Below are 26,231 nucleotides of genomic sequence, written 5' to 3'. Positions count from 1 at the left end.
AAGTGTGAGACGTGTGCCCGGACCGAAATGATTGCCGCAATTCAAACAGTTAGTTGTGTAAGTACCCTGTTTGAGTACTGTGAACAACTGGAGCGATCGTCTGAAAGCCAGCTCGAAGATCCTGCGCCGACAGGCAGTTCGAATTCCGCTCCCGGACGTGGAGGCCGAGCGGTCCTTCCACCAAAATATGATGAGAATCGCGGCGGCCGGCGAGCGAAAGAGCACGTTGCTCGACGACCCGGACGTGCCGCTCACGGAAGCATACGAAGACGAGCTGCACGAGATGAGACAGAGTTTCGAGCATCGCTTGCAACAGGTCGGTGGCGAGGACTACTACGACGTTGCGACCGCGTATCTCGACGGCGAGCGCGACGACTGGATCGGGGCGCTCGCGGCGTACTATCTGGAGTGTTACTATCGCCTGCAGGAGCGCTACACGGTCGACGAGCAGATCTTCTTCCTGGCGATCCTGCGATATCCGAAGAGTTTCACCGTGAACCTCAGCTTTCTCACCGGCGATTTCAGCGCTGACGCAGTCAGTTACGAGTCCTCCAAGCACGTCGAGGCCGACCTCGACGAGCACGAACAAGAACAGCTCCACGCCGACTGCCAGTACTCACAGCACGAAGCCGCGAAATACATTCGAGAGCACATCGACTGCATTCGAGAAGCCGTTCCCGACCCGGACACGACCCCGTTCGAGCAGCGCCAGTACGGTGGGTTCGTACACATCACCGGGAGACAGGGATCGACATTCAAGGAGGTGCTGGAGTATCTCTCCCCGGATCCGGACCGGTTCAACGACGAACCGTCGACACCCGGCCTCGTCCCGGAGGGGCCGGAGGCCAAACGAGCCAAGGAGACGTTCCTCATCGATGTCGAAGTCGTAATCTGATACGCTCCCGAGAAGTTAGTAAACAACCTCGGGCGCGGTGGCCCGAGGCTTTTCTAATTCCCTCAGCCGTGCGCTAGCACTCCCTGCTCGGCAAGCGAGCGGGATGAGGTTGGGCGGCTTACTCGCCCCGACCCGGACAGACGCACCAGCCGAACTTGCGGCTGGGTTTTGTGAGTCCGGTAATCTGATTCGTTGCCGTCGAGTTTTGCCTTCTCGCGCCACGCGATGTTCACCGACGCATTCCGGTCGGCGTGGTCTTGCACCACGTCACACTCGTCGTTCGTACACCGAAACCGCCGTCCCTGACGATACCCACGCTCACCACAGCACGAACACGTCTTCGAGTTGTAATAGGCGTCCACCGTGTCCGTGGGAATCTCTCGCCACGTCGCCTTGTACGAGACGAACTTTTCGAACTTGTGGAACGGCAGTTTGTGCAATCGACGGTTCATATACGACCCGTACTTGATTTCGTCGCGGATGCCGCTCATATCCTCGAACACGATAACCGGATTCGAGAACTGTTCTGCGAACTCCACGGCAGCACGGGAGAGCCGATGCAACACCCACTCGGTGAACCGCTCTTCCTTGTCACCGAGTCTGTGGTGGATGCTCGTCTTGCCGTGTTCCTGACAGCGAGTGGTGATAGTGTGGTAGCGTTGACATTCCTGCTTCACTCGCCCGTAGTCAAGGACGAGTGTCCCTTTCGTCCGCATCGTCTCACGGTCAAGGGCGGTAAGTGCGACGTTGCGCTCGTTGATGTCTACGCCGACCACAGTATCAGCGGTGTCGGGTTCGGGCACGTCGAACTCGCGTGTGACCGTGACGTGTAGGTAGTACACGCCATCGCGGTATCTCGAAGTGCGGAGCACTTCGATGACTCGTCGAAAATCTTCGATTTTCGAGACAGGAGTTCGGCCTGCCCCACATCCACCTCATCCGACGTGATGGCGTCTCGAAGTTCGTCCATCGCGTCCGGCTCGCCGCGCAGATGGCCCTTCACCTTCTTGTAGGGTTTCGGGCTGATGCGGACTTGGACGCGGTTCGTGTCGTCGTCAACGGTAAGGCGGTAGCCTTCCGTGTGCGCCATCACGAGCGGGTACGAACCAGATTTGTCCGTGCTTGGCGGTGTCGGCTTGCCGCCATCAGGGTCATCCTGTTCACGCCACCAGTCAAGAAGTGACTGGTAGGATTTCCACGTTTGGAGGGCTTTGCTGACGACCGCGCACTTGTTGTTTCGCAAGAAATCATCGCGGTCAACCTCCTTCTGTATCTCGGTTCGATTGTACCCTTGTTGTTTGAAGCGGATTGTTTGGTTGAATATCTCGCGTGATGCGAGGCGGGCGTCGTGAAGCCACGACCGTTCACCAGACGCTATGTGAAGGCGCGTCTGAATGGTTTTCGTGGCTTCCTCACCCATACTTTGACAATCGTTCCAGACTGTCATAAATGTAGGGGTTAGGGTTGGAAGAGTACCGCAGTCACGCGCATTTGGTTAGTTCCTGTAAGTATCACTTCGTCTGGTGTCCCAAGTACCGCCACCCGGTTCTTGGTGTAGTGGAAGACGATGTGCGAGAGTTGTTTGGTGAGACTGCTGACCACTTCGGACACGAGATTCTGGCGTTGGAGATTGCGGACGACCACGTACACCTGTTCGTCCAGTGTGACCCGAAGCACAGTCCGGCGGACATCGCTCGCCAATTCAAGTCGTACTCGGGTAAGCACTTGCTGGAACGGAATCCCGAAATTAGGGAGTCGTATTTCTGGGGTGGCGGATTCTGGAAGGTTGGGTACTACGTGGGAACGACGGGAGCAGTATCGGAGGAAGTGGTTGAACGGTATATTGAAGAGACGGAACACGCGCCGGAGTGACGCGCTTCACCCCCGCCCACGGTGTTGACGCAAATCGAAGATTTGCGAAAGCCGAAAACCGTAGGTTTTCGGAAGGGCGGGGAACTCGCGCTGCCTTTCGTTTAGATCCCTGACGATATTCGCCATGACAGCAGTCGCGCGTCTGCGAACCTTCTTTTCCACGCCGCCCCACCACCCGCCATGAGCGTCATCGAGGGCATCCACGAGGACCACGGGGCGACGTTCCGATCGGTCGGGGGCAAGCGAGTCGTCGCCGACTACGGCCGCCCGGAACGGACCCACCGGGCGGTTCGCAACGTCGCCGGCGTGATCGAGATGGGCTACGACATCCGGGCGGTGACCGGCCCAGACAGAATCGCAGCCGTCGGGCGCGCGATTACCGCTGACGTGCCGCAGTCGGAGGAGGAGGGCCGTTACGGGTTCGTCCTCAACGACGGGGCGATCGCCGCCGACGCGCACGTCTACAACGCCGGCGAACGGCTGCTGGCCCTGCTCGCGCCCGGCCGCGGCGACCGGTTCGATCGGGCGTTGGCGGATACAGGAGTCGAGAGTACCGATCTGACCGGCGAACTGGCGATCTTCGGCGTCCACGGCGGCCAGGCCACCGAGAAGGTCGCGAGCGTCCTCTCGACCGGCGGCGGCGCGCCGGAGCCGGCCCACACGTTCGTTCGAGGGTCGATGGGCGACGAGGGCGTGACAGTCATCGCGAGCGACGCTCCGACCGGCGAGGCGGGGTACGAGGTCGTCTGCGGGGTCGACGACGCCGAGCGCGTGTTCGACACGCTGGTCAACCGGGGGCTCAACGCCGCGCCGTTCGGCTATCGGACCTGGGAGTCGCTGACGCTGGAGGCCGGAACGCCGCTGTTCGAGACGGAACTGGACGGCAACGCTCCGTCCGTGCTCGCCCGGCACGGCGACGAGGAGGGACGGCGGCTGATCGGACTCGCGCCCGACGTCGTGCCCGATGCCGGTGCGACCGTCTACGAGGACGGAGATGCGATCGGAGCTGTCACGCGAGCACTGGAGAGTCCGACGCTCGGCGAGCCGATCGCCTTCGCGGTCGTCGCGGGCGAGCCGACGACCGTTGAAGCCCACGACGGCGGACGAATAGCGGTCGAGAAAACGCCTCTGCCGTTCGTCGAAGGGGGACAGCAGTCACGGCGGATTCCCGATACGTGACCGAGACGACCGGGTGCCGATCGTGAGTCGCCCGTCCGTTCACGACCGCGAGAACATCGCCCGCAGTTGCTCGCGGGAGAACAGCGTCGACGGTTCGTCCATATGGACGCCGATCTCGCCCGAAAAGAGACCCAGCCCGAGCCGCTGGATAGCCTGTGGAAGCGAGTATCCACGCCGGATCCACGCCCCCAGTCGGATCTCCCGGCCCAGTTCCGATCGCCAGGCCGACTCGTAGTCCGCGAGCGTTGCCGGGTCGTGGGGATCGACCGTCTCGGCGGCCCGATCGGCCGCGAGCATGCCGTAGCGGATTCCGCCGCCGGTGAACGGCTTGGTCTGGGCGGCGGCGTCGCCGACCAGAAACGCACGCCCGCCCGTGACCGTTTCGGGCGGGCCGACCGGGATCAATCCCGAACAGCGGTTCGTCGTCGTCGCGCCGTAGCTGTCGGTAAAGGCCTCGAACCACTCGCCGACCTCCGCGCCGGGGCTGGCCGCGAGACCGTACTCGACGCCGGCCTCGCCGCGGGGGATCCGCCAGGCGAAAAACCCGGGGACGGTCAGGTGCACGTCGACGAAGTCCGCGTCGTCGGGCGACGCCTCGAAGCCCAGCACGCCGTGCAGTGTCTCCCCAGGTTCGGGCAGTCCGAGTTCGCTCCGGACTTTCGAGCGCGGGCCGTCCGCGCCGGCGACCAGCCGCGCCTCGTGCGTTTCGACGCCGTCGGGACCGCGAACCGTGACTTCGACGCGGTCGCGGTGCTCTTCGACTGCGGTGACCGTGTGGTGGTCTCGGACGTCCGCGCCTGCACCGCGGGCGGCCTGGGCGAGGCGGCGATCGAGCCCGACGCGGTCGATGACGTTCGAGACGACCGACTCCTTGTAGAAGGGGTAGGCCTCGCTGTCGGGACCGCCGAGCCGGAACCGCGCGCCGTAGATCTCGTTCTGGAGCAGCGCGTCGCGCGAACCGTCGGGCGTGAACGCCCAGATATCGGTGCTGACGTGGCCCGAACACGCCAGCGGCTCGCCGATCGCCCCCTGCTCGAAGACGACCACGTCGTGGCCAATCTCGGCAGCCCGGCGTGCGAACCGCGAGCCGGCCGGTCCCGCTCCGACGACGACGAAATCGTGCATGGCTGTGTGAAGTGCCTCGGGGTCAAGCCCCGAGGCTTCCTGTTTCCACGACGCGCTTTACAGATTCCACAAGGGAATCCACAGGGAGCGCAGTCTCCGCAGGCGTGGATTCGGCCCCTCCCTGACCTACTCGGTGATGACGACAGAGCGTCTGACCGCCCGTGTTTTTGGACTCTAAGCCAGACGCGATGGGTGCCGTCACACTTCTCTGTTTAAAGTAGTTCGACTTAATGATTTGGTTCACGAGCTGTCGGCTTCATCCACGGGGTCAAGCCCCGTGGCATTCGCCTCGAACCGCCTCTAAATACCTTCTCGAACCGACTGACCGAGCGCGCCCCGGTCTCGAAACGGAACCACAGCAGTATCAGATCTGGTACTGTGGGCAGGAGACGTTTTGCCGTCGTGAGGTGGTCGCTACGCGCGCGGATCGCTGTCCGGGCCGGGATACGAGTCGCCCTCGACCAGTTCGTAGAGGCTCTCGGGGTCGAACAGGCGGGCGAACGCGTCCGGGGGACGGACGCTCAGGTTCGCGTGTGGCTGGACGGACATCCCCGTCTTCGCCGATCGGAGCGACTCGTCGTAACTCAGCAACTGCCCGGCACCGCCCCGGTAGGCCGTCGCCAGCGCCGGGTGGTCGTCCGCTGGATGGTCGACGCGCTCCGTCGCCGCCGCCAGTCGCTCGCGGTGGACGGCCCCGAGCGCCGGGTCGGCGAGTTCGGCCACGACCGCCTCGGTGTCCTCGAGAAGTGGGTCGCTAGCCAGCAGCGTCATCCAGGAGTGGCGACGGACGTGATCGAGCGCCTCGCGGGCCGGGCCACCGACGAGCAGGTCCGCCGCGAGTACGTCCGCGTCGGCGACGACCCGGGCCGGCGATCCGTCAGTCATCGTCCACCCGCCGGGCAGCAAGCGCCTCACGGATCGCCTCGACCGTCGTCCCGTAGGCCCGGGCGCGCTCGAAGAGGTCGTCCCACGTCTCCATGCGAGCGAACACGGTCGCCGAACCGAAAAGCCGACCGTTCCACCACCGCTTTGTATCGCCCGAGAATAGAGACAGGTATGGCACGAGACGAAGCACCCGTGTCGCCGCCAGTCGTGTTGACGATCGCGGGCAGCGACTCCGGCGGCGGGGCCGGGATTCAGGCCGATCTCAAGACGATCGAGGCCGGTGGCGCGTTCGGGACGAGCGCGATCACCAGCGTCACCGCACAGAACACACAGGGTGTCCGGGGTTCGCATCTGCTCCCGATCGAAGACATCGAGGCGCAGATCGACGCCGTGCTCGAGGACTTCGACGTGGCGGCGGTCAAGACGGGGATGCTCGCGACCGCGGACGTGATCGAGACGGTCGTCGATTACGCCGATCGCCTGCCGAACCTCGTAGTCGATCCGGTGATGGTCGCCGCCTCCGGGGACCGGCTGCTCGAACCCGACGCCGAAGAGGTCTACGAGGAATTGATCGCCGAGTCCACGCTCGTGACGCCCAACGCCGACGAGGCGGCCGTCCTGACGGGGATCAATCCCAAAAACGAGGGCGAGGCCCGCGAGGTGGGCGAACAGCTCGTGGAACTCGGTTCCGACGCCGCGCTGGTCAAGGGCGGCCACATCCCCATCCCCGAGGTGACCGACGTGCTGGTCACGGCCGACGACGTGACGACGATCCGCCATCCACGGGTCGAGACGAACGCGACACACGGCTCGGGCTGTACGCTCTCGAGCGCGGTCGCGACGCGGCTGGCCCATGGCGACGACCTCACGGCGGCCGTCGAGTCGGGGGTCGACCTGCTCTCGCGGGCGATCCGGTACAACCTCGACGTCGGCGGAGGCCCGGGCGCGGTGCATCACACCGTCGAGGCGCGCGACCGGGCCGCCCGCGAACGGACCGCCGAGACCGTCGAGGGGATCGTCGCCGCGCTGATCGACCGGGACGTCACGTCCGTCGTCGATTCGGCCGGGCTCGACGTGGTCGGGGCAACGCCCTACGCCGAGCACGAACACGAGGTGGCCGCCGTCGAGGGGCGGGTCGCCCGGACGCTGTCGGGGCTGCGCCCGAACCGCGGCGTCCGCTTCGGCGCGTCCGGCCGGACCGCCGAACTCCTGCTCAACGCCCGCGAGGAACGGCCCGACCTGTCCTTTGCCTGCCGGTGTCGCAACGGTTCGCGGATCGAGACGGCGCTCGACGAACTGGGCTGGGAGACGGTCGTCCTCGAACGCAACGGCGGTCCCGGCCGCGTCGAGGAACGGCTCGGCCCGGAGACGGTCGCACTGCTCGATCACCGAACGGACTCGACGATCGTCCTCGCCGAACGCGCGCCCGCGCTGCGGGAACGCGTCGTGACGCTGGCCGAAACGATCGAATAGCCACTGCTCTCGGCCGTCCGGTTCGCGCCGCTGTCCCCTCCGCTGGAATCAAACGTCTGCGGTACGTACCACGATCAGTGCCGACCGTCACCTATCGCTGTACGAACTGTCTCGATCACACGCTGACCCGCGAGTACGACGTCTCTCACTTCTCGATCCGGTGTCCGAACTGCGGCGAGTTCGCGCGGTTCGTTCACGGAGGGGTCCTCGAACAGTACGAAGCGTTCGAGGAGTCGCCCCCGGCGGAACTCGACTGGGGGCGACTCGGTCGCATGGAGAAACTCGTCGTCGCGGAGAAGCTCGTCCGACAGGGCAAAACGCTCGACGATTTCGAGGTCGAAGTCGACGACGGAGCGTGACGCGCCCGCTCGAAACGCCCCCGTCCGAGCGATCGGACAGGAACTGATTGTCGACGGTCACTGCCTCCCCCGGTCGGACGTTCGTCTGACGGGTGTTTATTGTGTGGGTAGTCTTACCACACAGTATGCCGACCCGGTACACTGTCGTCTGTGACGACGATCTATCGCGGGCGGTCGAACGACTGGCACACGAGAACGACCTCACCGAGGAAGAGGTGTTGCGACAGTTGCTCGACATCGGCCTCGATGCGGTCGAATCAAAGGGCATCGAGACAGTCTGATCGGGCGTTCGACCGCCCGCCGCGAGCAGACTTGTGACTGGCGGATCGCAGCACGTCGGTCGGCATTTGCGTTTCCGGATGTCGTGCTAACTGGCGGGGTTCTTCCGCGACAGGTTGCTGCCACAGATCGGGCAGCGGTCGTGGTTCTCGTCGAACTCCCGACCACAGCCCTGACACTGGAATCGCCACTCGCGTTGCTCGTCGATACCCTCCTGGGCGATGACCTCGACGGCGACTTCGAGTTTGTCGGCGACGTTCTGCATCGCGTAGTCGTCGGTGACGAGCGTCCCGTCGAGTTCGAAGGTCGCGGCGACGAGCCGGATGTCCGTCCGGGAAAGTGTCTCGAGGTCGCCAGTCTCGCGAGCGGCTCGCTCGACGCGCTCGACGGTTTCGCTGTCGGGGATGTGCAGATGCATCCCCGACCCTTCGAGCGCGTCGAACCGGTAGGCGCTCTCGTCGGTCAGCTCCTCTCGGACGAGCGGGATCGTCGCGATCTCGGCGTCCGTGTGGTACTCGTTGATAAACGCCGACGAATCGAGGACGTACATTTAGCGATCGATGATGACGTGATCCTTGACGGCCTGGACGCGACCGACCGGTACCAGGAGCCGACCCTGTTCGTCGCGGTCGAACTCGACGTCTCTGACCTGCTCGTCGGGGTCGATGATCAGATCCGACAGTCGACCCGACTCCAGATCCATCGTGATGTTGTACAGCATTCCCAGTTCTGCTCCGTCCGTTCCCATGACAGCTTTGCCCGAGAGGTTCTCGGCGAGTATGTCGGCCATGTAGGCTCTTACCGAGTCTGATTACATAAACGCCACGGGCCGCGTTCGGCAACGACCGCCCGTCCCCCAGACGACGCACTTAAATGCGCCGCTCGACTGGATTTCGATAACAGTCGCTCGAGAGTGGTACGTATGTCTGATTCTGACGCCAGCGCCGAACCGACCGCGGGACAGTTACGCACACCGATCGTCGCCGTACTGGGACACGTCGACCACGGCAAGACGACCCTGCTCGATACGATCCGCGGGTCGGCCGTCACGGAGGGCGAGGCCGGGGCGATCACCCAGCACATCGGCTCGACGGCCGTCCCGCTGGACGTGATCGGCGACATCGCGGGGTCGCTGGTCGATCCCGAGGACTTCGACCTGCCCGGTCTGCTGTTCATCGACACGCCCGGCCACCACTCCTTCTCGACGCTGCGCTCCCGCGGCGGCGCGCTGGCCGACATCGCCATCGTCGTCGTCGACGTCACCGACGGCTTCCAGCCCCAGACTATCGAGGCGCTTGACATCCTCAAGCGCACCCAGACACCGTTCGTCGTCGCCGCCAACAAGGTCGACACGCTGCCAGGCTGGAACCCCGACGGGACCGAGCCGATCCAGACCGCGATCGACCGCCAGTCCGACCGCGTCGAATCGGACCTCAACGAACGGCTCTACGAGATCATCGGCGAACTCAGCGACGAGGGCTTCTCCGCGGACATGTACTGGCGCGTCCAGAACTTCCAGAACAACATCGGCGTCGTCCCCCTCTCGGCGATGACCGGGGAGGGGATTCCGGACCTGCTCACCGTGCTGATGGGGCTGTCTCAGCGCTATCTCAAAGAAGAGATGTCGATCGACGTGGGCGGTCGGGGCGCGGGGACGGTCCTCGAAGTGACCGAGGAGCGCGGGTTCGGGACGACCCTGGACGCGATCGTCTACGACGGCACCGTCCGCGAGGACGACCGGATCGTCGTCGGCGGCGTCAACGAGCCGATCGTCACGGAGGTGCGGGCGCTGCTCAAGCCCAAACCCCTCTCGGAGATCCGCACCGAGAAGCAGTTCGACACGGTCGAGGCGGTCGCGGCCGCCGACGGGATCAAGATCGCCGCCCCCGACCTGGACGACGCGATGGCCGGCGCGCCGATCAGAGTGGTCCGCGACCGCGACCTCGAGGCCGTCATCGAGGAGGTCCAGGCGGAACTGGCCGATCTCGAGGTCGGGACCGACGAGGAGGGCGTCACCGTCAAGGCCGACACGCTGGGCTCGCTGGAGGCGATCTCCGGCACGCTCGAAGAGGAGGAGATCCCGATCATGCACGCCGAGGTCGGCGACGTCGCGCCCCGCGATATCCGGATGGCCGCGACCGCCGACGACCCGAAACACCAGGCGGTCCTGGCCTTCGGCGTGGACGTCCTTGAGGACGCGCGTCGGCTCGCCGAGCAGGAGGACGTCGACATCTTCGAGGACGACGTCATCTACCAGCTCGTCGAGGACTACGACGAGCACGTCACGGCTATCGAGGAGGCCCAGCAGGACCAGATCCTCGAGAACATCACCCGGCCCGCGCGGTTCGAGATCCTGCCCGATCACACGTTCCGCCAGTCGGACCCCGCCGTGGTCGGGATCGAAGTGCTGGGCGGGAAACTGCGTCGAAACGTCGCTGTCGGTCGCTTTTCGGACGGCGAGTTCGAGCGCGTCGGCCACCTCAAGACGATCCAGGACGAGGGCGAGGACGTCGACGAGGCGGCCCGCGGCGATCGCGTCGCCGTCTCGATCGACGGGCCGACCGTCGGCCGACAGATCGAGGAGGGCGAACGCCTGTGGGTCGAGATCCCGGAAAAACACGCCAAGATCCTCGAGCAGGAACTCCGCGAGGAGATTACCTCCGGCGAGCGGGAAGTCCTCAAGCAGTATCTCGATACCCATCGCGAGCGCGACCCCTTCTGGGGGAAGTAGTTGGTTGAGTAATAGTTTCTATTAATTCACCGGAGTCAGTCGTGGGTGTTCACGTCCCAGAAGTGTGCAGATGTGGTGTCCACAGTTGAGACGCTAACTCTCATCTAATAATCAAAAATATGACGCCAAGATTTACAATGAACGGCTGAGGAAAGCCTGTCAATGAGCCTCACGAAATTCTACCACTACAACGTCTGGTTCGAAGGGGAAGACGGTAGAAGACTCAATCCCGGGGACATGCTTATTGACGACGTTTTCTCGTCCGATATTTATCAAATCTCCAATGGCGAGGATAGGAACTACCGTACACAGTTTCGAGGCATGGGAACTAACCAACACCACGGTGTTATAATCCGGACAAAAGACGAAGACGATTTTGTCAGACTTACCCATGAGGACGAAATAGTCCGTTTATCAGAGGCCACCGAAGATGAGGGAGAGGCTGGCGATATGGACTTCGATTATGTCAATTTTGCCACGCAGACTACCAGCGGGAAAATAGATTTGTTAATCGAAGTCGGGTTCCAAACACCGGGGATAGGTGTCATCAAAGATTATCTGGACGAGCATATTGAGTGCGATGAAGAGTATGATATTGAGCACGAGACTGACGTTAGAGATATTGATGATGAAAAACTCACCCGGCTACTCGATAGCAATCTCAAAAAGGTCGAAATCAGTTTCAAGAAAAACCCACAAACATACTCTGAACTGGACACTGACCAAGCAATTCGGACACTAATTGACGATAGTTATAGGCTGAAATTTGAGGCGAGCCTTCATCAAGATAAGGAGGCCGAGGAATCACGGGTTGATGAGTTTGTCAGCCACTTCAGTTCGCTGTTAGGCATCGATGCGGATACTGCGGAGGAATCAATTACCAAGATAGATTTCCCCAGAATCATGCACACTTTCCGTATCGAGGGCGTAGAGTCGGATGAGGAAGAAGTTGAGGATAACCTCGCAGACATCGTCAAGAAAGAGGAAATCGACACGACCGGCTACGAACTGTTCGACCAAAACTTGGGACAGGAACTCTGTGACCGTCTGTAACGATGAAAAAATTCCAGGAATTCGGTCCCGCGATACTGACAAAGCGCGATTTCATGGCGTCTGGCCCAGTCGGTGACCTAAAGCGAGATACGTTGTATGCAATAGTTCTCTCTGTAGCGGCTTCTGTAGGGCTATACTTCGTAGGAATCCCGCTCATAGCGTTGGAGAATATCGATGCAGTAAACCGAACAATCACGACAATCCTTGGTCTACTATTCCCGGTATTAGCAATCATCTACACGTTCGGGTTCAGAGATGGGAATCCAGCAATCAAAGAACTGAACCGTGTCGGGAAGTTTGATGAAGTGATTTCAGTATTCACTATCTCAATCGCCGTTATTGGACTTACATGGATTTACACATTCAGCATTACAGTATTCGAGCTTCACACCCTATTCGGTAGCACAGCCAAGCTCGGCCCCATCCAAGTGAAGTGTGATTGCGTATAGCTCGTCGTCTTTTCTCTCAGGATACGATAATGAAGTGATTCCGCTGCGGGAGACGTGACAGAATGAATTTAGGAGGAGACAAGACTGAGATTTCTTCTGATAGTCTCACGGCGAGACAAACAGAGGATGACAGCGCTGCCGCTCCGGTAGGGCGGCCAGCGCTGTCGCTCTCTCGTCAATCTACGTCACGATCACGCCAAGAGAGATAGCGCTGTTTGGCGTCCGTAAACAGCGGTTCGAGTTGCTCCCGTGACAGCGACGGGAACAACTCTCGCCCCAGCGAGAGTGACCGTTCCCGTGAGATCAGCCCCTGTTTGATCGTACGCACGCGCATCTGCCGTTTCAGAAACGCCCGTGCGTGCTGGAGTGAGCGAAACCGACGCTTGATGCGCGTCGGTTTCGTGTGTCCGTAGTAGCGTTCGAGGTTGTTTGTCGTGCTCGGGACTGCTTCATCACGGAGATGGACGGCGAATCGGTCGAAGTTCCCCATGACCTGCTCGACGTAGGTCCGGAGTTCACTCGGCAGGTGCTCGATCTTGTCGAGCACCGCCTCGAACCGACGGAGACCGGTCTCGTACGACGGCGCGGCGAAGACGCTCTTGAACTCGCTCCAGACGATCGCACCGCGTAACTTCTCCGTGTCAGAGTACCGAACACTCTGGAAAACGGTTCTTCGAAGCTTCTTCTCCCCGTTTTTGATGAAGTGGAAGCGACAGCGGTGGTGGAATGCGTCGAGATCGTCTTCGACGATTTCTGGGTAGTCTGAGCGTCCGTCAGTCGTGATGACGGCGGTAGGTTTCTCCGCAAGTGCGGTTGTGAGAAACGTCCGGACGGTCTCTTTGGTGCACTCACGGACGATTGCCTCGGCGACCGGCGCACGCATCAACTCGTCGTAGACGGTAAGTCGATACGCGCGGTTGCCGTTGATCGTGAGATACTGTTCGTCGTAGGTGTAGACGCCGGAATAGACGGGGAGATCGTTCTCGACGATCTCCGCCGTCGGTTCGGTCTGCCAGTTGTGGATTTGCTGGTCAGCAGGGCGAACACCGTAGTGAACGGTGAGGATGTCTTGGATAGCTTCCAAGGAGGCATCGGCGAAGGCATCGATGGCGTCAGCGAGTTGTGTGACTGCTCGTGGATAGCGGTGGTCATCTTTGACCGACGGATGGCTCGGTGAGAACGAACCACAGAGCTCACAGCAGTATCGCTGCACCCGCACGCCCTGGCGGCCGTGCGGGTGCCGCTCGTAGGTACCATTCTTCGCAATATCGGCTGCACCACACTCAGGACACCGCGGTTCACGGAGAAACAGAACCGAAAGAGAATCATTGGTTGGTGCGATACATCCAGTTGGTGCGGCGTTTGTCGACACACCAAACTAACCGCACCATTCTCCCAAAAAACTGAAAGATAGCAGTGCTGCTGACCAGCACTGCAACGGTTCGACCCTGACTTTTCAGCACTCACTCATAAACAGCTGACTCAGATTCACACTTCGCTTGGAAGTACGCAAGCTCGGATTTGCTTATACAGCTGTCCTTGCGTTCTTCTTCGTCATCTTGAGACTCTGGAGATGTTTCCAGATATTTGTTCTACTGAACAAGGCAATCCAGGCCAATGAGTGACTAACTCTTTATCTAAGAGCCGCCACAATCGATGGCAGTCGTTCAACAACCACAACCACATACCTCAGGCACTGTCCCTCACAGAATTGACACTGACCCTCACAGAATCGGACTGCGCCTGACCGTCAAGGTGGAGTCGTATCGCCGACGGCGTTCTCCAGCAGGTCCAAAAAGTCAGGGTCGTATTCCTCCTCGACGTGGTTCACGTTCCAAAGGCCCGATTCTCGAATCTCTTGACTCTGACTGTATTTTCCGAGCCATCCGTCGTCTCGCGGGTCAATCGTCTGGCCTTCGAAATTGCTGAGGAGGGCAATAGCGTTCTGCTCGATGGACGCTCGGTCACTGTCTGCGCTTGGCTCATCGGCGACGTCGACCCACAGAAATGGCTGCTCGCGGATGTACGTGCTCACACGCCGTTCCAATATGTACTCCTCGTCACGAACCTCCGACCGGTCGCGGTCAATGCTCGACCAGCGTTTGTCCCAGTCGGGGTAGTCGTCGTGGAGGGCGTGTTTCTCGATAATCGCCTCACCGACGCGCTTCCGATACACCGACCCACGGTGATTGCCACCGTGAGGGTGATTGCTGCTGCCACTGCCCGTTCCGTAGTGTTGCTTGAGTCTATCCCAGAGAGATGTGCTGCTCCCCTCAGACACCGCATGTGTCCCGACACGGGTGACGCGCATCTGGTCAGTTAAGCCTCGTGCTTCGCCCGGTTCGAGGAAGAAGTAGACGCCTCGGTCGGGCCAGTCCATGTATCCAGTACAATCTTTGAGCTTTCGTTTCCCACTGACTTGCCGTTCAAGAGTATTGAGTAGGTTATAGAATCTGCCAATAGCATTAATATAATCCAAAATAATAAACACCTATATAATATTATTTATTTGTCATCGAAGACACTCAATCGGTCAATTTCATACTCAGTAAGATAGTATAACCACTCATCAAGCGCACGTTCTACGGCTTCACTCATATCCATATCGTGCTCATCACAGAGGTCGCGTAGATCGTTAGCTAATTCCTCATCTAACTCGGGCAAGTCGACATTTCCGGTTTGCTCTTGTTCAAGTCGTTCTAAAACAATCTGTTTCACTGCTTTTTTTTCATTCAGCCCGCGGTCCTTAGCCCACGCACGTAATTGCTTAACATCATCTCCAGTGAGGGTGATTCGAGGACGAATCCTATCCTCCCCTTTGACTTTGGCGTTCCACTGCTCCACAATTTCGTCCCAGAATCCCTCTGGCCCGTCTGCAACTTCTGCCGCACTCCTCACCGCACCAGGAGGTACGTTCTTTTCTATTATTTTCTTTGCAAATCTTTCGGCTAACTCACTGTCGCCGGTCACTCTACGTAACTTAGGTACTATATCGTCAGCGAGATATTCAGTATCAACGTCAGCATCAACATCGGGGTCAAAAATTGTGCCACTCCAGAAATCATCTGTTGGCTCCAGTCGAAGTCGAACGGTCTGAGTATCTATACCAAGCTGGTCAGCTACTTTCTCAATACCCCAGTCGTCAACTAATTCTTCGAGTGCTTCAGCTCGGTCTTTACGAGAAACGTCCTTATCAAGATGCTCGTTATTTTCGTTTACCGAAGCTGCAAGAGCCTCCATGTCATCAAGATCTTTGACTATGAGTGGTATTTCAGAAAGGCCAACGGCTTTAGCTGCCATCAGTCGCCTCTGTCCGGCAAATACCTTGTAACCTTCCCCGTCATCACTGGGCCGAGCCTGCGGAGGGTCTTCTATACCATTTTCCTTAATAGACTGCTCCAAATCGCCCAAGTCGGTTTCGGGACCCACTCCAGTTTGCCGTTCATTGAACTCGTCCACCTCAACGTTACCTGGGGCGACATATTTTAACTCAGCATCGTGGTGCCTAAAACCAGATTCGGCACCATCATTTACCGTTTCCGCCATTTTATGCCTCAGTCTGCACCCACTCTTCGTCTTCCTCCCACTCGAACACCTTTGTAGATGTGATATCGCGAGAATACACCCTACGCCACAACCCGGCGAAATCACTGCTACGGATTACGCCTGTATAGTCCTCAGATGGCTGGAAATAGTTCATTATATACTTCTCAAGCTTTCGGGGAGTCCAATCATACTGTCGGTCATCCTTACGTACCGTGTGAATAGCTTGCGCCCTGTTAATGAAAGCTTGATATGACCAAACAGATTGGAGGTCCAACGTTCTAATTGGCCAGTCCATCCCCTCATAGTCTGCCTCAGCTTCGAACATCGGCTTGAAATAGAAATCCTCGTGAACTTCTCGTACACGGTCCCGCGCATCTCCTTCTCCAGGGTCAGAAGACTCCAATACCGCATAAAAGGGTGATTCAATCCAAGAGAGAGGAGGATTATTCATGTCGAGAGCCTCTCTGATAGCGTCTCGCCATTCATTCTCAAATTCATCATCCTCAAAACGGACTACCAAACGCCGTACAGGCAAGTCATAGACAGTAGATGATTGCCCGAGTACAGACTGAATGTCCAGCCAAGGAAAATCACCGTCCTCTGCGCGGTCGAATTCCAGTTCGAATTGCTTTCTCTTGACCACATCCCCTTCCATTATGTCCGAAACATCGGAAGACAAAATCGAATCTATACTTTCTCGCTCAGTATTGAATGAGCGATTTGCATCAAGTTGTTGAATATTATCAGCATTGAGGTGAGCCATTGCCTTCCGAAGCCCTTGAGTAAAGCTATAAGGGACATAACGTTTCGTGTTTTCTTTCTTCTGTCTTTTGTCTATAAACTTATCTGTGACGAGAGGTTTAAGGGCCTTGTAAGGAACGTCATCAGTCATGTTTACCGTCGTATCTAAACAGACGTTTGCCATCGACAAAAAAGTGTGGTAGAGACTGAATATGAAGTTAGAGATATCCTTCGTCCATCAGGAATGCTTCAATGGCTTTTCTCACGAGCTGTTCCTCGGAGGTACCATAATCCCGCGCTGCTCTTTTTAGCCCAACAGCGTAGTCGCCGGTGAAAGTAGTCTCCGTCCTAACTTTCATATCACCCTCCCGCTGCTCTTCTTTCTCTTTACTAACTTCCTCGACTGTTTCAACAAAAGACTGTTCGCCCCTGTCTGCTCGCTTCTTTGCTTCTCGTACTTCCTCGCTAGACAGGTCGTTTTTGGCTACTTTCTGTACCACCTCTTCTCTTTCTTCAGCGGAATCTGCACCTGTTCGAATCGTTGCCAAATCCCTGTCCGGGATTTCATCAACCTGTTCTTTATTTATTTCAAAAGAGTTTGAATCATGTGTCTCAACTTCTACATCTGTCTCTTCGTCATCTTCATCACTTGAATCAACATGGACAGACGTACTTTCCCATTCATCCCGAGTACGTTCAAGCCAGTATTGCACACTCCGGTTCGATATCCCCAACTCATCTGCGATGTCTGGTGGGGCCCAGTTATTAATCTCCATCAACTTTTGAACAGCAGCGGCACGGTCACTCCGGGATACCCCCTTTTCAAACGCCTCGATATTTTCAGTGATGCTTGCTTCAAGTGCTTCTGAATCGTCCCAGTCCATGACGATGACTGGGATATTATCAAGTCCGACGGATTGGGCTGCGAGAGTCCGTCTTTGCCCAACTACAACTCGAAGATCTCCGTTGTCAGGCCTTGCGACAGGTGGTTGGATTATACCCTGCTTTTCAATACTCTCTTCAAGCGACTCATCATCTTTGTGAGGCCCAACGTTCTCATTTCGCTCATTGAGCGGGTCAATTTCCAGTTCGGATGGGTCAACTTCTCTAACTTCCATTTTAATCACTGCCCATAAGGCGGAGGGCGATTGTCTGCCACGACATTTCCGCAATGGTCCAGTCTTCCCCCTCTACTTCGACACGAACAACGCTGACATCATCTGACTCAGGGTCAACATCCTCAGACTGGCTGCGTAAGTAATCGATTGCTTCATCTTCTTCGTTATGTAGTGTTTTCTCGTCTGGCAGGTGGACGAGATAAAACGTACTATCTTTTACGCTGAGCGCCATGTTACGCCGTTTAAGAGGAGGGTTATTCAAGCTTGTTCCTCAGCGCGCAGTTTCAACTGGTTCCACCCGTTGTTTGGAGCTATTTCAGAGACCTGACGGCATAGCTCCTGTGCCTACTGGAATCCACTATCACACTCGGATGGGAAGTCTATTTGTTCAGCACCTCTACGCCGCAATCAACGCATTCCAAGTAGTTCTCGGTGTATCCCTTTCGGGTTTCATCCTGTTTGTGGGGCTCGGGGTGCTGCCAGGGAACCCACTGACTTTTCCGCATGACGTGGTGTTCGCCGACTTTTTCTGCTCCGTCATTTTCAGGCAGTACTCCTTTTTGCTCCGCGGTAGTACGTGGTATTACTTCTCACTCCAGAGAAATACGGTTCGCCTGTCTCCAGCAGGCGGCCATTTTCCGAAGTCATCCCGCGTTCGACATATAACATTATTATCTAAAGTAATATAAGTATTTAAGATTTTGTGTCACTTCTACCATCGTCACTACAACCGCTTAGCTCCGCACAGTTCGATTTCAGACTCACTGGACCGACACTGTCTAGTTGAGAGATTGAGAAACGAGGAGGTCGTAGCGAGAGCTGGTTATGGAACTCGTAGATCTCCATAAAGAACGCTTAGACGTGCCATTCGTCTTTAACTAAGCCTGATGGTGATTATTGAGTGAGAAATTATTACTGATACTAGATAAATGGATTTCAAGAGGTGAGACGCTGTTCATAGTGGAATTAGTCGATAAACGATGCTGCAAACCGGTATTTCCCGCAATTTAGCGAGTGTACAGATGAGATCTGACCAAAAATCACGGCTGAGTAGTATTACTCTGAGTATTAGCTAAAGACGGATGGCTTAGACGCGCATAATCAAGACACTTGGAAGAACGAGCGTACACCGACATCCGTCCGTTATTTCGCGGTTCGACTTCACTCGATGGGGTTGTCGTTACATGAAATCGAGGCTGTCTTAGACTGGTTGGGTGTCGACCGCTGTCACCATGGAATCTGGTACTGGAAAAAACGCTTGTTGAAACACAGATTGACCCGCCGACGGCGTCGCCGTTGCGGGTCACGACCGATAAGAGACAAACCGAAGTAGGCGGCGAAAAGAAGTGGCTTTACGCTGCCATCGACACAGAGCCAAAGCTCCTGCTGGAAGCAGACGTGTTCAGCCGCCGCGAGACCGACCCCGCGACGTTAACGAGAGCGACGCTCTCGTTCGCACATCAGAGATCTCTGATTTCTGAGGACGGCGTTCCTGCATCGTCTCAGCGAGAGATATGACGTCGCCAACACCGGGTTTCGCGTCGATGCTGGTGGCTATCTAACTGCTCTCTCGTCACGATTTGAGCGGTCATCTCAACTACCACAACCAGAACCATATGGAAAAGTAGTTCCAGACTGTTACCATGCGGATCGACCGCAGCCACCCATTCTGGCGGGCAGTCAGTCAAGCGCAAAACGCTACCTCAGACGCTTCAGACACTACTATAACCGCAATCGACCGAACCAAGCGTTAGATGGCTCGCCTCCAGCTGAGGTGGTGCTGAACTAGACAGTTCCTCAAGCCGAGAAGTCTCGAAAATACTATTTTTATATACAATCTTGTTCTCGAAGACGCCACTTAGACGATCGCGAGTCCGAGCGCGATACCCGCGGCCGACGCCAGCGGGATCGTGAGGTTGTCGTCGATCACGTACGTGGCAATGACGGGCTTGACGCCGTCGGCGACGGTCGCGGCGAACCCGCCGAACAGCGCCGCGACGGGCGCGACGAAGGCCAGTCCGATCGTCGTGCAGACGACGAATGTCACCGCCAGCGCCCGCGGGGCCTTGAGGATCAACTCCAGATACCGGCCGTCCCCGACCGACTGGATCCGCCCGGAGGCCAGCAGTCCGCTGATCGGGTCGCCGAGCGTGAGCATGAGCAGGGCCGGCACGGCGATCGGCGGCGGCGCGATCAACACGACCGCGGTCGCGCTGATGACCGCCAGCGCGTAGCCCGCGAGGTTGTCCTGTTCGTACTCCCGGGTGAGATACTCGTAGATCCACCAGTCCAGGCCGATCCCGAGTCTGATGACCTCCAGAACGATCACGGCCGCGAGCGCGGCGACGAGGATCGCCTGCACCTGCCCCCAGGTGAGGACATTGACGACGTACGCCAGCGGGAGGGCGCTGCCGCTGACGTGGACACCGCGACGAGCGACCTCCGATCCCAGACCGCCGACGAGTGAGTGCACGGCTACAGGTCGGTGAACTCGATATCGCCGTCGCGCAGTTCGGTCAGCGTTTCGGCCAGGTCCGAAATCGGGACGCGCTTCTGTTCGGTCGTGTCCCGTTCGCGAAGCGTGACCGTCCCCTCCAGATCGGAGTCGTCGCCCTCGCCCAGCGTCTCGTAATCGACGGTGACACAGAACGGCGTCCCGACCTCGTCCTGACGGCGGTAGCGTCGCCCGATCGCGCCCGAGTCGTCGTAGGTGACCGCCAGTCCGGCGTCGCGCAACCGATCGACGACCTCGCGGGCGCGATCGGCCAGCCCGTCCCGGTCCATCAGCGGGAACACGCCGACCGTCGTCGGCGCGACTTCCGGCGGCAGTTCGAGCACCCGTCGGATCTCGCCGTCGATCTCGTCCTCGCGGTAGGAGTGATCGAGGACGGTGTACAGCGCCCGGTCGATCCCCAGCGAGGGCTCGACCACGTGGGGCGTGATGTGCTCGCCGCTCTCGGTGACCTCCTCGATCTCGAAGCCGGTCTTCTCGACCGGGACCGCGTACGCCTGCCCGTCGATTTCGACGGTGACGGCCCCGCCGTCGGCCTGCGCGTCCCGGAACGCGTCGGGATCGCGCTCGGCCAGCGTTTCCAGCGCGTCGGCGACGGCCGCGGCGTCGCCGCCGAACTCCGGCCCGAGATAACTCATGTCCGGATCGACCGTCGGCCGTTCGACGGTGACCGGCTCGTCGTACTGCTTGAAGACCGTGAACTCCTCCTCGGAGTGGGCCGCGTGCTTGCTGAGGTCGTAGTCGCCCCGGTAGGCGAAGCCGGCGAGCTCGATCCAGTCGCCGTCGACCTCGGCCTCGGCGTCCCAGCAGTCGGCGGCGTAGTGCGCGAGTTCGCCGGGCAGGTGCTGGCGAAAACGGAACCGGTCCATGTCGACGCCGATCGACTCGTACCACCGCTTTGCGATCCCCAGATAGTAGGCGATCCAGGGATCGGCGACGATCCCCTCCTCGACGACCTCGCCGACGGTCGCCTCGACGATTTCACCGTCGTCGGATTGCTGCTCGTCGGCGGGATAGAACGGTGCCGTCACGTCCGCGACGCGTTCGAGATCGGGTTCGTCCTCCTCCGGGTCGATGAACAGCTCGAGTTCGGCCTGGGTGAACTCACGGACGCGCAGCAGAGACTTGCGGGGACTGATCTCGTTGCGGTAGGCGCGCCCGATCTGGGTGACGCCGAAGGGCAACTGGTTGCGGGCGTATTCGGCCAGCTGGGGGAACTCCACGAAGATCCCCTGGGCCGTTTCGGGCCGCAGGTAGCCCGGCGATGACGATCCCGGACCGATGTTTGTCTCGAACATCAGGTTGAACTGCTGGATCGCCTGTCCGGCCAGCCCCGCCCCGCAGGTCGGGCAGGTCAGCTCGTACTCGGCGACGATCTCCTCGACGCGCTCGATCGCCATCGACTCGGCATCCTCGATGTCGGTGTTGTCCTCGACGATGTGATCGGCCCGGTGAGAGTCGCCACACTCGGGACACTCGATCAGCATGTCGTCGAACCCCTCCAGGTGGCCCGAGGCCTCGAAAACGGGTTCGGGCATCACCGTCGGGGCGTCGACCTCCATGTTGCCCTCCTGGATCGTGAACCGCTCGCGCCAGGTGTCCTCGATGTTCTGCTTGAGCGCCGCGCCCTCCGGGCCGAACGTGTAGAAGCCGGAGACGCCGCCGTAGGCATCGGCCGACTGGAGGAAGAACCCGCGTCGCTTTGCCAGTTCGACGATCGGGTTCCCCTCGCTCATACGAGCGCCTCCAGCAGATCGACGTCCCGGACGATGCCCACGAGCGAGTCGCCGCTCAAAAGCGGGATCTGCTCGATGTCGTTGTTGAGCATCATCTGTGCGACCTCGCGGGCCGTCCGGCGCTTGCCGACGGTCAGCAGGTCCGCGGTCATAAACTCGCTGACCGGCGCGTTCGGGATCTCGACGTTGCGAGTGGGCATGTAGCTGTTCCCGACGGCCTTGATGCCTTCCCACATCCACTCGTCGTCCTGATTGGCGATGGACTCGCCGGTGTCGGCCTCGCCCTCGACGACCTCGGCGACCTGGATGATGTCGACTTCGGTGAGCATGCCGGCGAGATCGCCGTCGTCGTCGAGAGCGACTCCGTAGGGAACGTCGGCGTAGGCCAGCTCCCGCTCGGCGACCGGCAGCGGCGTCCCGGTGTAGACACAGTTGACGTCCTCGCGAGCCAGTTCGCCCACCGACACGTCACCCTCGACCGCACCCTCCGCGATCGCGCGGATGACGTCGGTGACCGTGACGATGCCCTCCAGACGGCCGTCGACGACCGGGATCCGGCGTTCGCCCTCCTCGACGATGAGACGGGCGACCGCTTCGATCGTCGCGTCGGCGGCGACCGTCGGAACCTCCTCGACCAGCAGTGCGAGCTGGTCCTCGTCAGGGTGGTTGATCAGCGAGTCTCGGGAGACGATCCCGCGGAACTGTTCGCCGTCGTCGGTCTCTTTGATCACCGGTACCGAGGAGAACGACCGCTCCTGGAGGTACTCGAGGACGTCGTCTCTGGTGCCGGGAACCGACACCGTCACCACGTCCTCGCGCGGCGTCATGGCGTCTGCGACGTTCATTATGCCAACTACTCCCGCGTCCATCTACTAAGACCTTACACATTGGATCGGCTCGTGACCGTTCCGCCGCCGTTCGAGGCGTGGTCGGCAGCCGGACACCGCATTTCGCCGCTCCTGTCACAGATGTGACGTTCCATTCCGGAGTCCCGTCCCGGTTCCGGCACGTTTATGTGTACGTGTTACAGAGTAACAAGCATGTCGCAGGAGACGGACGCGGTCGCGGCCGTTGCTGAGGACGCCGAGGTCATGGCCTCGGTCGAAACCGGCCCCGCTGGCGAGACCTTCATCCTCGCCGATATCACTCGCGACGACGCCTACGTGACGGCTCCCCTTCAGGACGCCGCGACTCTGCCCGAGTGGCGGTAGCTCGTCTCGCTGCGGCGTCACGAGTCGAGACATCGTCTCCGAACTGCTTGCTTTTCGCTCGAACAACCCGCGCCGCGCAGCCGTTGGCCCCGGAAGCGTTACGCAAGGTTTATGTCCAACACTGTACGTTAGTGTACAGTAATGGAGACTAGTGGTGAGATCGCGCCAGCGGTCGAATCGATCCTGTCGGCGGCCCGCGACCGGGGTGGCGGCGACGAGCGCCTCTCGGTCGACGGCCGGTCGCTGACGGCGGCGTTCGACCGGGCCGAAGACGAGGGTCGCGTCCCCGTGATCGCGGAGGTCAAGCCGACCAGCCCGACGACCGACGGCGAACGGACGGACGACCCGGTCGAGCTGGCCGGGGAGATGATCCGGGGCGGGGCGGCTGCACTGTCGGTGCTCACAGAGCCGGAGCACTTCGGCGGTTCGCCCGCAACGCTCGAACGCGTTCGAGCGGCCGTCGACGTGCCCGTCCTCCGGAAGGACTTCCTGCTCTACGAGGCGCAACTGGACGTCGTCGAGGCCGACGTCGTGCTGTTGATCGCGCGCTTTCTCCGGGAGGACGGAACCGACGACCTCGGCGAACTGATCGCGGCCGCTCGCGACCGGGGCTTTCAGGTGCTCGTCGAGACTCACACCGAAGCGGAAGTCGAGACGGCGCTGGCGGCCGGGGCGGAGGTTATCGGGATCAACAACCGCGACCTGACGGAACTGGCGGTCGACCTCTCGACGTTCGAGACGGTCGCCCCGTCGGTCCCCGAGGGCATCACGCTCATTGCCGAGAGCGGCATAGCGACGCCCGGAGACGTGACGCGGATGCGCACGGCGGGGGCGGATGCCTGCCTGATCGGCTCGGCGATCATGGACGGCGACGTGCGACAGAACACGGAGCGACTAACGAATCTATGAGTACGGACGAACCAGCAGACGGGAGTTTCGGACAGTACGGGGGCCAGTACGTCCCCGAGGTGTTGATGCCGGCGATCGAGGAACTGGAGGACGCCTACCGGCGATACGTCCTCGACAACGAGGACGGCTTCATGGACGAGTTCCGCCAGCGGCTGGCGGATTTCGGCGGCCGACCTACGCCGCTACAGCGGGCCGACCGGCTCAGCGACCGCTACGACACGGACGTCTATCTCAAGCGCGAGGACCTGCTCCACGGCGGCGCGCACAAACTCAACAACGCCCTCGGACAGGTCCTGCTCGCCAAGTACATGGGCAAAGAGCGGATCATCGCCGAGACCGGCGCGGGCCAGCACGGCACCGCGACGGCGATGGCCGCCGCCTATCTGGACATGCCCTGCGAGATCTACATGGGCGAGACAGACATCGCCCGCCAGCGGCCCAACGTCTTCCGCATGCGCATCAACGGTGCCGAGGTCAACCCCGTCACTGTCGGCCGCGGCACGCTCAAAGAAGCCATCTCCGAGACGATGCGCGACTGGGCGACCAACGTCGAGGACACCCACTACGTGATCGGCTCGATCGTCGGTCCGCACCCGTTCCCGTCGATGGTCCGGGACTTCCAGTCGGTGATCTCCGAGGAAGCCCTCGAGCAGATCCGAGAGAAGGCGGGCCGGCTGCCCGATTCGGTCGTCGCGTGTGCGGGCGGCGGCTCGAACACCATGGGCGCGTTCCACCACTTCGTCGCTGACGACGATGTCGATCTGTTTGCAGTGGAAGCAGGGGGATCGTCGCTGACCGTCGACGAGGAGGAGGGCGTCGCGCCGAACTCGGCGTCGCTGTCGACCGGCAACGAGGGTGTGCTGCACGGCGCGCGGACGAAACTCCTGCAGGACGGCGACGGCCAGATCATGGAATCACATTCGGTGTCGGCCGGACTCGATTACTCGGGCGTCGGCCCGGAACTGGCCCACCTCGTCGAGGAGGGGAGGGTGACGCCCGTTAACGTCGACGACGACGCCGCACTGGAGGCGTTTCACCGGCTCTCACAGGACGAGGGGATCATCCCCGCCCTGGAGACGGCCCACGCCTTCGCGTTCCTCGAGGAAAATCCCGACGCAGTCGGCGACCTCACGATCGTCAACGTCTCCGGTCGCGGCGACAAGGATCTCGAAACCGTGATCGAGGAAACCGCGAAACGCGATCTGGACGTCTCCCCGGACATGAGCGTCTTCGAGCAGGTCGGGGCCGGACACCTCGGCCGGGGTGAGCGCGAATGAGCCTCGACGCAGTTTTCGACACCGACGAGCCGGCTTTCGTCCCGTATCTCGCTGCCGGCGATCCCTCCTACGAGGCCTCGATGGCGTACGTCGAGGCGCTGGAGCGAGGGGGTGCGGACGTGATCGAACTCGGCCTGCCCTTCTCCGAGCCGATCGCCGAGGGGTCGACCATCCAGAGCGCGATCGTCCGGGCGCTGAAGGCGGGCATGACGCCCGAGCGGTACTTCGAGTTCGTCGAAGACGTCGACGTGGACGTGCCGATCGTCTGTATGACCTACTACAACCTCATCTTCCAGTACGGAGGTGAAGCCGGCCCCCGGGCGTTCGTCGAACGGGCCGCCGAGGCCGGCATCTCCGGGTTCGTCGTCGTCGATCTCCCCGCCGAGGAGGCCGACCCGCTGCGGGCGGCCTGTGACGAGTTCGGGCTGGACCTGGTCTTCATCGTCGCGCCGACGACGACCGACGACCGGCTCGCGAGCATGCGCGAGCGCGTCTCGGGATACGTCTACGTCCAGGCCCGGACCGGCGTGACGGGGGCGCGAGACGACGTGAGCGACCAGACGGCCGAGACGCTCGACCGGATCAGCCACTGGGCGGTCCCCAAAGCCGTCGGGTTCGGGATCAAGACCGGCGAGCACGCCGAGCGGATCGTCCGCGCAGGCGCGGACGGCGTCATCGTCGGCTCGGCGCTGGTCGATATCGTCGCCGAGGGCCACGAGAGCGGACAACCGGTCGCCGTGACCGCCGAGAAACTCGAGGCGAAAGCGCGCGAACTGAAAGCGGGCGCGTTGCGCGGCGTCGGCGCGACCGTCGAAAGCGAGTGATCTGCCGGTGAAACAGGTCGGGGCGATTTTCGTACCGCTGGTGGTTGGTCGTTCCGG

The 26,231-nt window shown here is 60.3% G+C and carries 26 protein-coding genes and 3 pseudogenes; 14 read left to right on the top strand and 15 right to left on the bottom strand.

Translation table 11 applies throughout. From position 1 onward, the window contains the following. Nucleotides 1-79: 79 nt before the first annotated feature. Nucleotides 80-895: a hypothetical protein gene (locus tag HSR122_RS02465; RefSeq protein ID WP_229111106.1), complete on the top strand. Its 816-nt coding sequence runs from the start codon at nucleotides 80-82 to the stop codon at nucleotides 893-895. 62 nt (nucleotides 896-957) lie between these two features. Here the strand turns inward: HSR122_RS02465 and HSR122_RS14985 are convergent. Then, nucleotides 958-2,315: pseudogene (locus HSR122_RS14985) on the bottom strand (RNA-guided endonuclease TnpB family protein). Between the two features lie 44 nt (nucleotides 2,316-2,359). Here HSR122_RS14985 and tnpA point away from each other — a divergent pair. Both tnpA and HSR122_RS02445 read left to right on the top strand, forming a co-directional pair. Beyond that, nucleotides 2,360-2,767 carry an IS200/IS605 family transposase gene (gene tnpA / locus HSR122_RS02450; protein ID WP_229111103.1) on the top strand — a complete coding sequence of 136 codons (408 nt, stop codon included), beginning with the start codon at nucleotides 2,360-2,362 and terminating at the stop codon, nucleotides 2,765-2,767. Between the two features lie 180 nt (nucleotides 2,768-2,947). After that, nucleotides 2,948-3,946 (top strand): glycine cleavage T C-terminal barrel domain-containing protein, encoded by a 999-nt coding sequence (locus tag HSR122_RS02445; protein WP_229111102.1) that lies wholly within the window; start codon nucleotides 2,948-2,950, stop codon nucleotides 3,944-3,946. Between the two features lie 39 nt (nucleotides 3,947-3,985). Here the strand turns inward: HSR122_RS02445 and HSR122_RS02440 are convergent, their stop codons facing one another. The 3 genes and pseudogenes from HSR122_RS02440 to HSR122_RS02435 all read right to left on the bottom strand — a co-directional run bounded on the left by HSR122_RS02440 (nucleotide 3,986) and on the right by HSR122_RS02435 (nucleotide 5,956). Further along, on the bottom strand, nucleotides 3,986-5,071 hold the full coding sequence (locus HSR122_RS02440) for a geranylgeranyl reductase family protein (protein ID WP_229111101.1): 1,086 nt from the start codon (nucleotides 5,069-5,071) through the stop codon (nucleotides 3,986-3,988). Between the two features lie 22 nt (nucleotides 5,072-5,093). Next, nucleotides 5,094-5,201, bottom strand: a pseudogene (locus HSR122_RS14980) (RNA-guided endonuclease TnpB family protein); the annotation flags it as partial. Nucleotides 5,202-5,485: 284 nt separating this feature from the next. Continuing rightward, nucleotides 5,486-5,956 carry a DUF7384 family protein gene (locus HSR122_RS02435; RefSeq protein WP_229111100.1) on the bottom strand — a complete coding sequence of 157 codons (471 nt, stop codon included), beginning with the start codon at nucleotides 5,954-5,956 and terminating at the stop codon, nucleotides 5,486-5,488. 171 nt (nucleotides 5,957-6,127) lie between these two features. Between HSR122_RS02435 and thiD the strand changes: the two genes are divergently transcribed. From thiD to HSR122_RS02420, 3 genes are all read left to right on the top strand, one after another. Then, nucleotides 6,128-7,429, top strand: a complete 1,302-nt coding sequence (gene thiD / locus HSR122_RS02430; RefSeq protein ID WP_229111099.1) for a bifunctional hydroxymethylpyrimidine kinase/phosphomethylpyrimidine kinase — start codon at nucleotides 6,128-6,130, stop codon at nucleotides 7,427-7,429. A 77-nt stretch (nucleotides 7,430-7,506) separates the two neighbouring features. Next, complete coding sequence (locus HSR122_RS02425) at nucleotides 7,507-7,788, top strand: FmdB family zinc ribbon protein (protein ID WP_229111098.1); 282 nt, start codon at nucleotides 7,507-7,509, stop codon at nucleotides 7,786-7,788. A 125-nt stretch (nucleotides 7,789-7,913) separates the two neighbouring features. Beyond that, a complete protein-coding gene (locus tag HSR122_RS02420) occupies nucleotides 7,914-8,069 on the top strand; it encodes a CopG family transcriptional regulator (protein WP_229111097.1) in 156 nt (51 codons plus the stop codon). A gap of 86 nt (nucleotides 8,070-8,155) precedes the next feature. Here the strand turns inward: HSR122_RS02420 and HSR122_RS02415 are convergent, their stop codons facing one another. Both HSR122_RS02415 and HSR122_RS02410 read right to left on the bottom strand, forming a co-directional pair. Then, nucleotides 8,156-8,617 carry an NOB1 family endonuclease gene (locus HSR122_RS02415; protein ID WP_229111096.1) on the bottom strand — a complete coding sequence of 154 codons (462 nt, stop codon included), beginning with the start codon at nucleotides 8,615-8,617 and terminating at the stop codon, nucleotides 8,156-8,158. After that, nucleotides 8,618-8,857: a PRC-barrel domain-containing protein gene (locus HSR122_RS02410; protein ID WP_229111095.1), complete on the bottom strand. Its 240-nt coding sequence runs from the start codon at nucleotides 8,855-8,857 to the stop codon at nucleotides 8,618-8,620. Nucleotides 8,858-8,989: 132 nt separating this feature from the next. Between HSR122_RS02410 and infB the strand changes: the two genes are divergently transcribed. From infB to HSR122_RS02395, 3 genes are all read left to right on the top strand, one after another. Continuing rightward, nucleotides 8,990-10,798: a translation initiation factor IF-2 gene (infB, locus tag HSR122_RS02405; protein WP_229111094.1), complete on the top strand. Its 1,809-nt coding sequence runs from the start codon at nucleotides 8,990-8,992 to the stop codon at nucleotides 10,796-10,798. Between the two features lie 162 nt (nucleotides 10,799-10,960). After that, nucleotides 10,961-11,851 carry a hypothetical protein gene (locus HSR122_RS02400; RefSeq protein ID WP_229111093.1) on the top strand — a complete coding sequence of 297 codons (891 nt, stop codon included), beginning with the start codon at nucleotides 10,961-10,963 and terminating at the stop codon, nucleotides 11,849-11,851. A 2-nt stretch (nucleotides 11,852-11,853) separates the two neighbouring features. Next, on the top strand, nucleotides 11,854-12,300 hold the full coding sequence (locus HSR122_RS02395) for a hypothetical protein (RefSeq protein WP_229111092.1): 447 nt from the start codon (nucleotides 11,854-11,856) through the stop codon (nucleotides 12,298-12,300). Nucleotides 12,301-12,475: 175 nt separating this feature from the next. Here HSR122_RS02395 and HSR122_RS02390 read toward each other — a convergent pair whose 3' ends face one another. From HSR122_RS02390 to HSR122_RS02365, 6 genes are all read right to left on the bottom strand, one after another. Next, a complete protein-coding gene (locus tag HSR122_RS02390) occupies nucleotides 12,476-13,513 on the bottom strand; it encodes a transposase (protein ID WP_229111091.1) in 1,038 nt (345 codons plus the stop codon). Nucleotides 13,514-14,050: 537 nt separating this feature from the next. Then, nucleotides 14,051-14,680: a hypothetical protein gene (locus HSR122_RS02385; protein ID WP_229111090.1), complete on the bottom strand. Its 630-nt coding sequence runs from the start codon at nucleotides 14,678-14,680 to the stop codon at nucleotides 14,051-14,053. Nucleotides 14,681-14,805: 125 nt separating this feature from the next. Continuing rightward, complete coding sequence (locus tag HSR122_RS02380; protein WP_229111089.1) at nucleotides 14,806-15,846, bottom strand: ParB/RepB/Spo0J family partition protein; 1,041 nt, start codon at nucleotides 15,844-15,846, stop codon at nucleotides 14,806-14,808. A gap of 1 nt (nucleotide 15,847) precedes the next feature. Next, entirely contained in the window at nucleotides 15,848-16,738 is an 891-nt protein-coding gene (locus tag HSR122_RS02375; protein ID WP_229111088.1) for a hypothetical protein, read from the bottom strand. A 67-nt stretch (nucleotides 16,739-16,805) separates the two neighbouring features. Next, a complete protein-coding gene (locus HSR122_RS02370; RefSeq protein WP_229111087.1) occupies nucleotides 16,806-17,705 on the bottom strand; it encodes a ParB/RepB/Spo0J family partition protein in 900 nt (299 codons plus the stop codon). A 1-nt stretch (nucleotide 17,706) separates the two neighbouring features. Further along, nucleotides 17,707-17,937 carry a hypothetical protein gene (locus HSR122_RS02365; RefSeq protein ID WP_229111086.1) on the bottom strand — a complete coding sequence of 77 codons (231 nt, stop codon included), beginning with the start codon at nucleotides 17,935-17,937 and terminating at the stop codon, nucleotides 17,707-17,709. Between the two features lie 840 nt (nucleotides 17,938-18,777). On the opposite strand from HSR122_RS02365, the pseudogene HSR122_RS02360 reads away from it, so the two are divergent. Further along, nucleotides 18,778-19,494: pseudogene (locus HSR122_RS02360) on the top strand (hypothetical protein); the annotation flags it as partial. A 69-nt stretch (nucleotides 19,495-19,563) separates the two neighbouring features. Here the strand turns inward: HSR122_RS02360 and HSR122_RS02355 are convergent. The 3 genes from HSR122_RS02355 to HSR122_RS02345 are packed head-to-tail and all read right to left on the bottom strand — an operon-like array spanning nucleotide 19,564 to nucleotide 22,798. Continuing rightward, nucleotides 19,564-20,178, bottom strand: a complete 615-nt coding sequence (locus HSR122_RS02355; protein WP_394355540.1) for a diacylglycerol/polyprenol kinase family protein — start codon at nucleotides 20,176-20,178, stop codon at nucleotides 19,564-19,566. 2 nt (nucleotides 20,179-20,180) lie between these two features. Then, complete coding sequence (glyS, locus tag HSR122_RS02350; RefSeq protein WP_229111085.1) at nucleotides 20,181-21,953, bottom strand: glycine--tRNA ligase; 1,773 nt, start codon at nucleotides 21,951-21,953, stop codon at nucleotides 20,181-20,183. Next, nucleotides 21,950-22,798: a CBS domain-containing protein gene (locus HSR122_RS02345; RefSeq protein ID WP_229111084.1), complete on the bottom strand. Its 849-nt coding sequence runs from the start codon at nucleotides 22,796-22,798 to the stop codon at nucleotides 21,950-21,952. Before HSR122_RS02345 ends, glyS begins: the two co-directional genes overlap by 4 nt. Before the next feature lie 195 nt (nucleotides 22,799-22,993). Between HSR122_RS02345 and HSR122_RS02340 the strand changes: the two genes are divergently transcribed. From HSR122_RS02340 to trpA, 4 genes are all read left to right on the top strand, one after another. Beyond that, complete coding sequence (locus HSR122_RS02340) at nucleotides 22,994-23,164, top strand: DUF7556 family protein (protein ID WP_229111083.1); 171 nt, start codon at nucleotides 22,994-22,996, stop codon at nucleotides 23,162-23,164. A 141-nt stretch (nucleotides 23,165-23,305) separates the two neighbouring features. Continuing rightward, nucleotides 23,306-24,073 carry an indole-3-glycerol phosphate synthase gene (gene trpC, locus HSR122_RS02335; protein WP_229111082.1) on the top strand — a complete coding sequence of 256 codons (768 nt, stop codon included), beginning with the start codon at nucleotides 23,306-23,308 and terminating at the stop codon, nucleotides 24,071-24,073. Then, complete coding sequence (trpB, locus tag HSR122_RS02330; RefSeq protein WP_229111081.1) at nucleotides 24,070-25,350, top strand: tryptophan synthase subunit beta; 1,281 nt, start codon at nucleotides 24,070-24,072, stop codon at nucleotides 25,348-25,350. The genes trpC and trpB overlap by 4 nt, the downstream gene beginning before the upstream one ends. Further along, on the top strand, nucleotides 25,347-26,174 hold the full coding sequence (gene trpA / locus HSR122_RS02325) for a tryptophan synthase subunit alpha (protein ID WP_229111080.1): 828 nt from the start codon (nucleotides 25,347-25,349) through the stop codon (nucleotides 26,172-26,174). Before trpB ends, trpA begins: the two co-directional genes overlap by 4 nt. Nucleotides 26,175-26,231: the final 57 nt, after the last annotated feature.

Origin of the sequence: Halapricum desulfuricans (genome assembly GCF_017094525.1) — an archaeon.
Classification (GTDB): domain Archaea; phylum Halobacteriota; class Halobacteria; order Halobacteriales; family Haloarculaceae; genus Halapricum; species Halapricum desulfuricans.
This window is presented reverse-complemented; position numbering and strand designations above follow the sequence as displayed.

Bases quoted from the DNA above. Each gene is read 5' to 3' on its own strand.
- HSR122_RS02445 (WP_229111102.1), top strand. From the start codon at position 2,948: ATGAGCGTCATCGAGGGCATCCACGAGGACCACGGGGCGACGTTCCGA.
- HSR122_RS02440 (WP_229111101.1), bottom strand. From the start codon at position 5,071: ATGCACGATTTCGTCGTCGTCGGAGCGGGACCGGCCGGCTCGCGGTTC.
- HSR122_RS02435 (WP_229111100.1), bottom strand. From the start codon at position 5,956: ATGACTGACGGATCGCCGGCCCGGGTCGTCGCCGACGCGGACGTACTC.
- thiD (WP_229111099.1), top strand. From the start codon at position 6,128: ATGGCACGAGACGAAGCACCCGTGTCGCCGCCAGTCGTGTTGACGATC.
- HSR122_RS02420 (WP_229111097.1), top strand. From the start codon at position 7,914: ATGCCGACCCGGTACACTGTCGTCTGTGACGACGATCTATCGCGGGCG.
- HSR122_RS02415 (WP_229111096.1), bottom strand. From the start codon at position 8,617: ATGTACGTCCTCGATTCGTCGGCGTTTATCAACGAGTACCACACGGAC.
- HSR122_RS02410 (WP_229111095.1), bottom strand. From the start codon at position 8,857: ATGGCCGACATACTCGCCGAGAACCTCTCGGGCAAAGCTGTCATGGGA.
- infB (WP_229111094.1), top strand. From the start codon at position 8,990: ATGTCTGATTCTGACGCCAGCGCCGAACCGACCGCGGGACAGTTACGC.
- HSR122_RS02400 (WP_229111093.1), top strand. From the start codon at position 10,961: ATGAGCCTCACGAAATTCTACCACTACAACGTCTGGTTCGAAGGGGAA.
- HSR122_RS02395 (WP_229111092.1), top strand. From the start codon at position 11,854: ATGAAAAAATTCCAGGAATTCGGTCCCGCGATACTGACAAAGCGCGAT.
- HSR122_RS02385 (WP_229111090.1), bottom strand. From the start codon at position 14,680: ATGGACTGGCCCGACCGAGGCGTCTACTTCTTCCTCGAACCGGGCGAA.
- HSR122_RS02380 (WP_229111089.1), bottom strand. From the start codon at position 15,846: ATGGCGGAAACGGTAAATGATGGTGCCGAATCTGGTTTTAGGCACCAC.
- HSR122_RS02375 (WP_229111088.1), bottom strand. From the start codon at position 16,738: ATGACTGATGACGTTCCTTACAAGGCCCTTAAACCTCTCGTCACAGAT.
- HSR122_RS02370 (WP_229111087.1), bottom strand. From the start codon at position 17,705: ATGGAAGTTAGAGAAGTTGACCCATCCGAACTGGAAATTGACCCGCTC.
- HSR122_RS02365 (WP_229111086.1), bottom strand. From the start codon at position 17,937: ATGGCGCTCAGCGTAAAAGATAGTACGTTTTATCTCGTCCACCTGCCA.
- glyS (WP_229111085.1), bottom strand. From the start codon at position 21,953: ATGAGCGAGGGGAACCCGATCGTCGAACTGGCAAAGCGACGCGGGTTC.
- HSR122_RS02345 (WP_229111084.1), bottom strand. From the start codon at position 22,798: ATGAACGTCGCAGACGCCATGACGCCGCGCGAGGACGTGGTGACGGTG.
- HSR122_RS02340 (WP_229111083.1), top strand. From the start codon at position 22,994: ATGTCGCAGGAGACGGACGCGGTCGCGGCCGTTGCTGAGGACGCCGAG.
- trpC (WP_229111082.1), top strand. From the start codon at position 23,306: ATGGAGACTAGTGGTGAGATCGCGCCAGCGGTCGAATCGATCCTGTCG.
- trpB (WP_229111081.1), top strand. From the start codon at position 24,070: ATGAGTACGGACGAACCAGCAGACGGGAGTTTCGGACAGTACGGGGGC.
- trpA (WP_229111080.1), top strand. From the start codon at position 25,347: ATGAGCCTCGACGCAGTTTTCGACACCGACGAGCCGGCTTTCGTCCCG.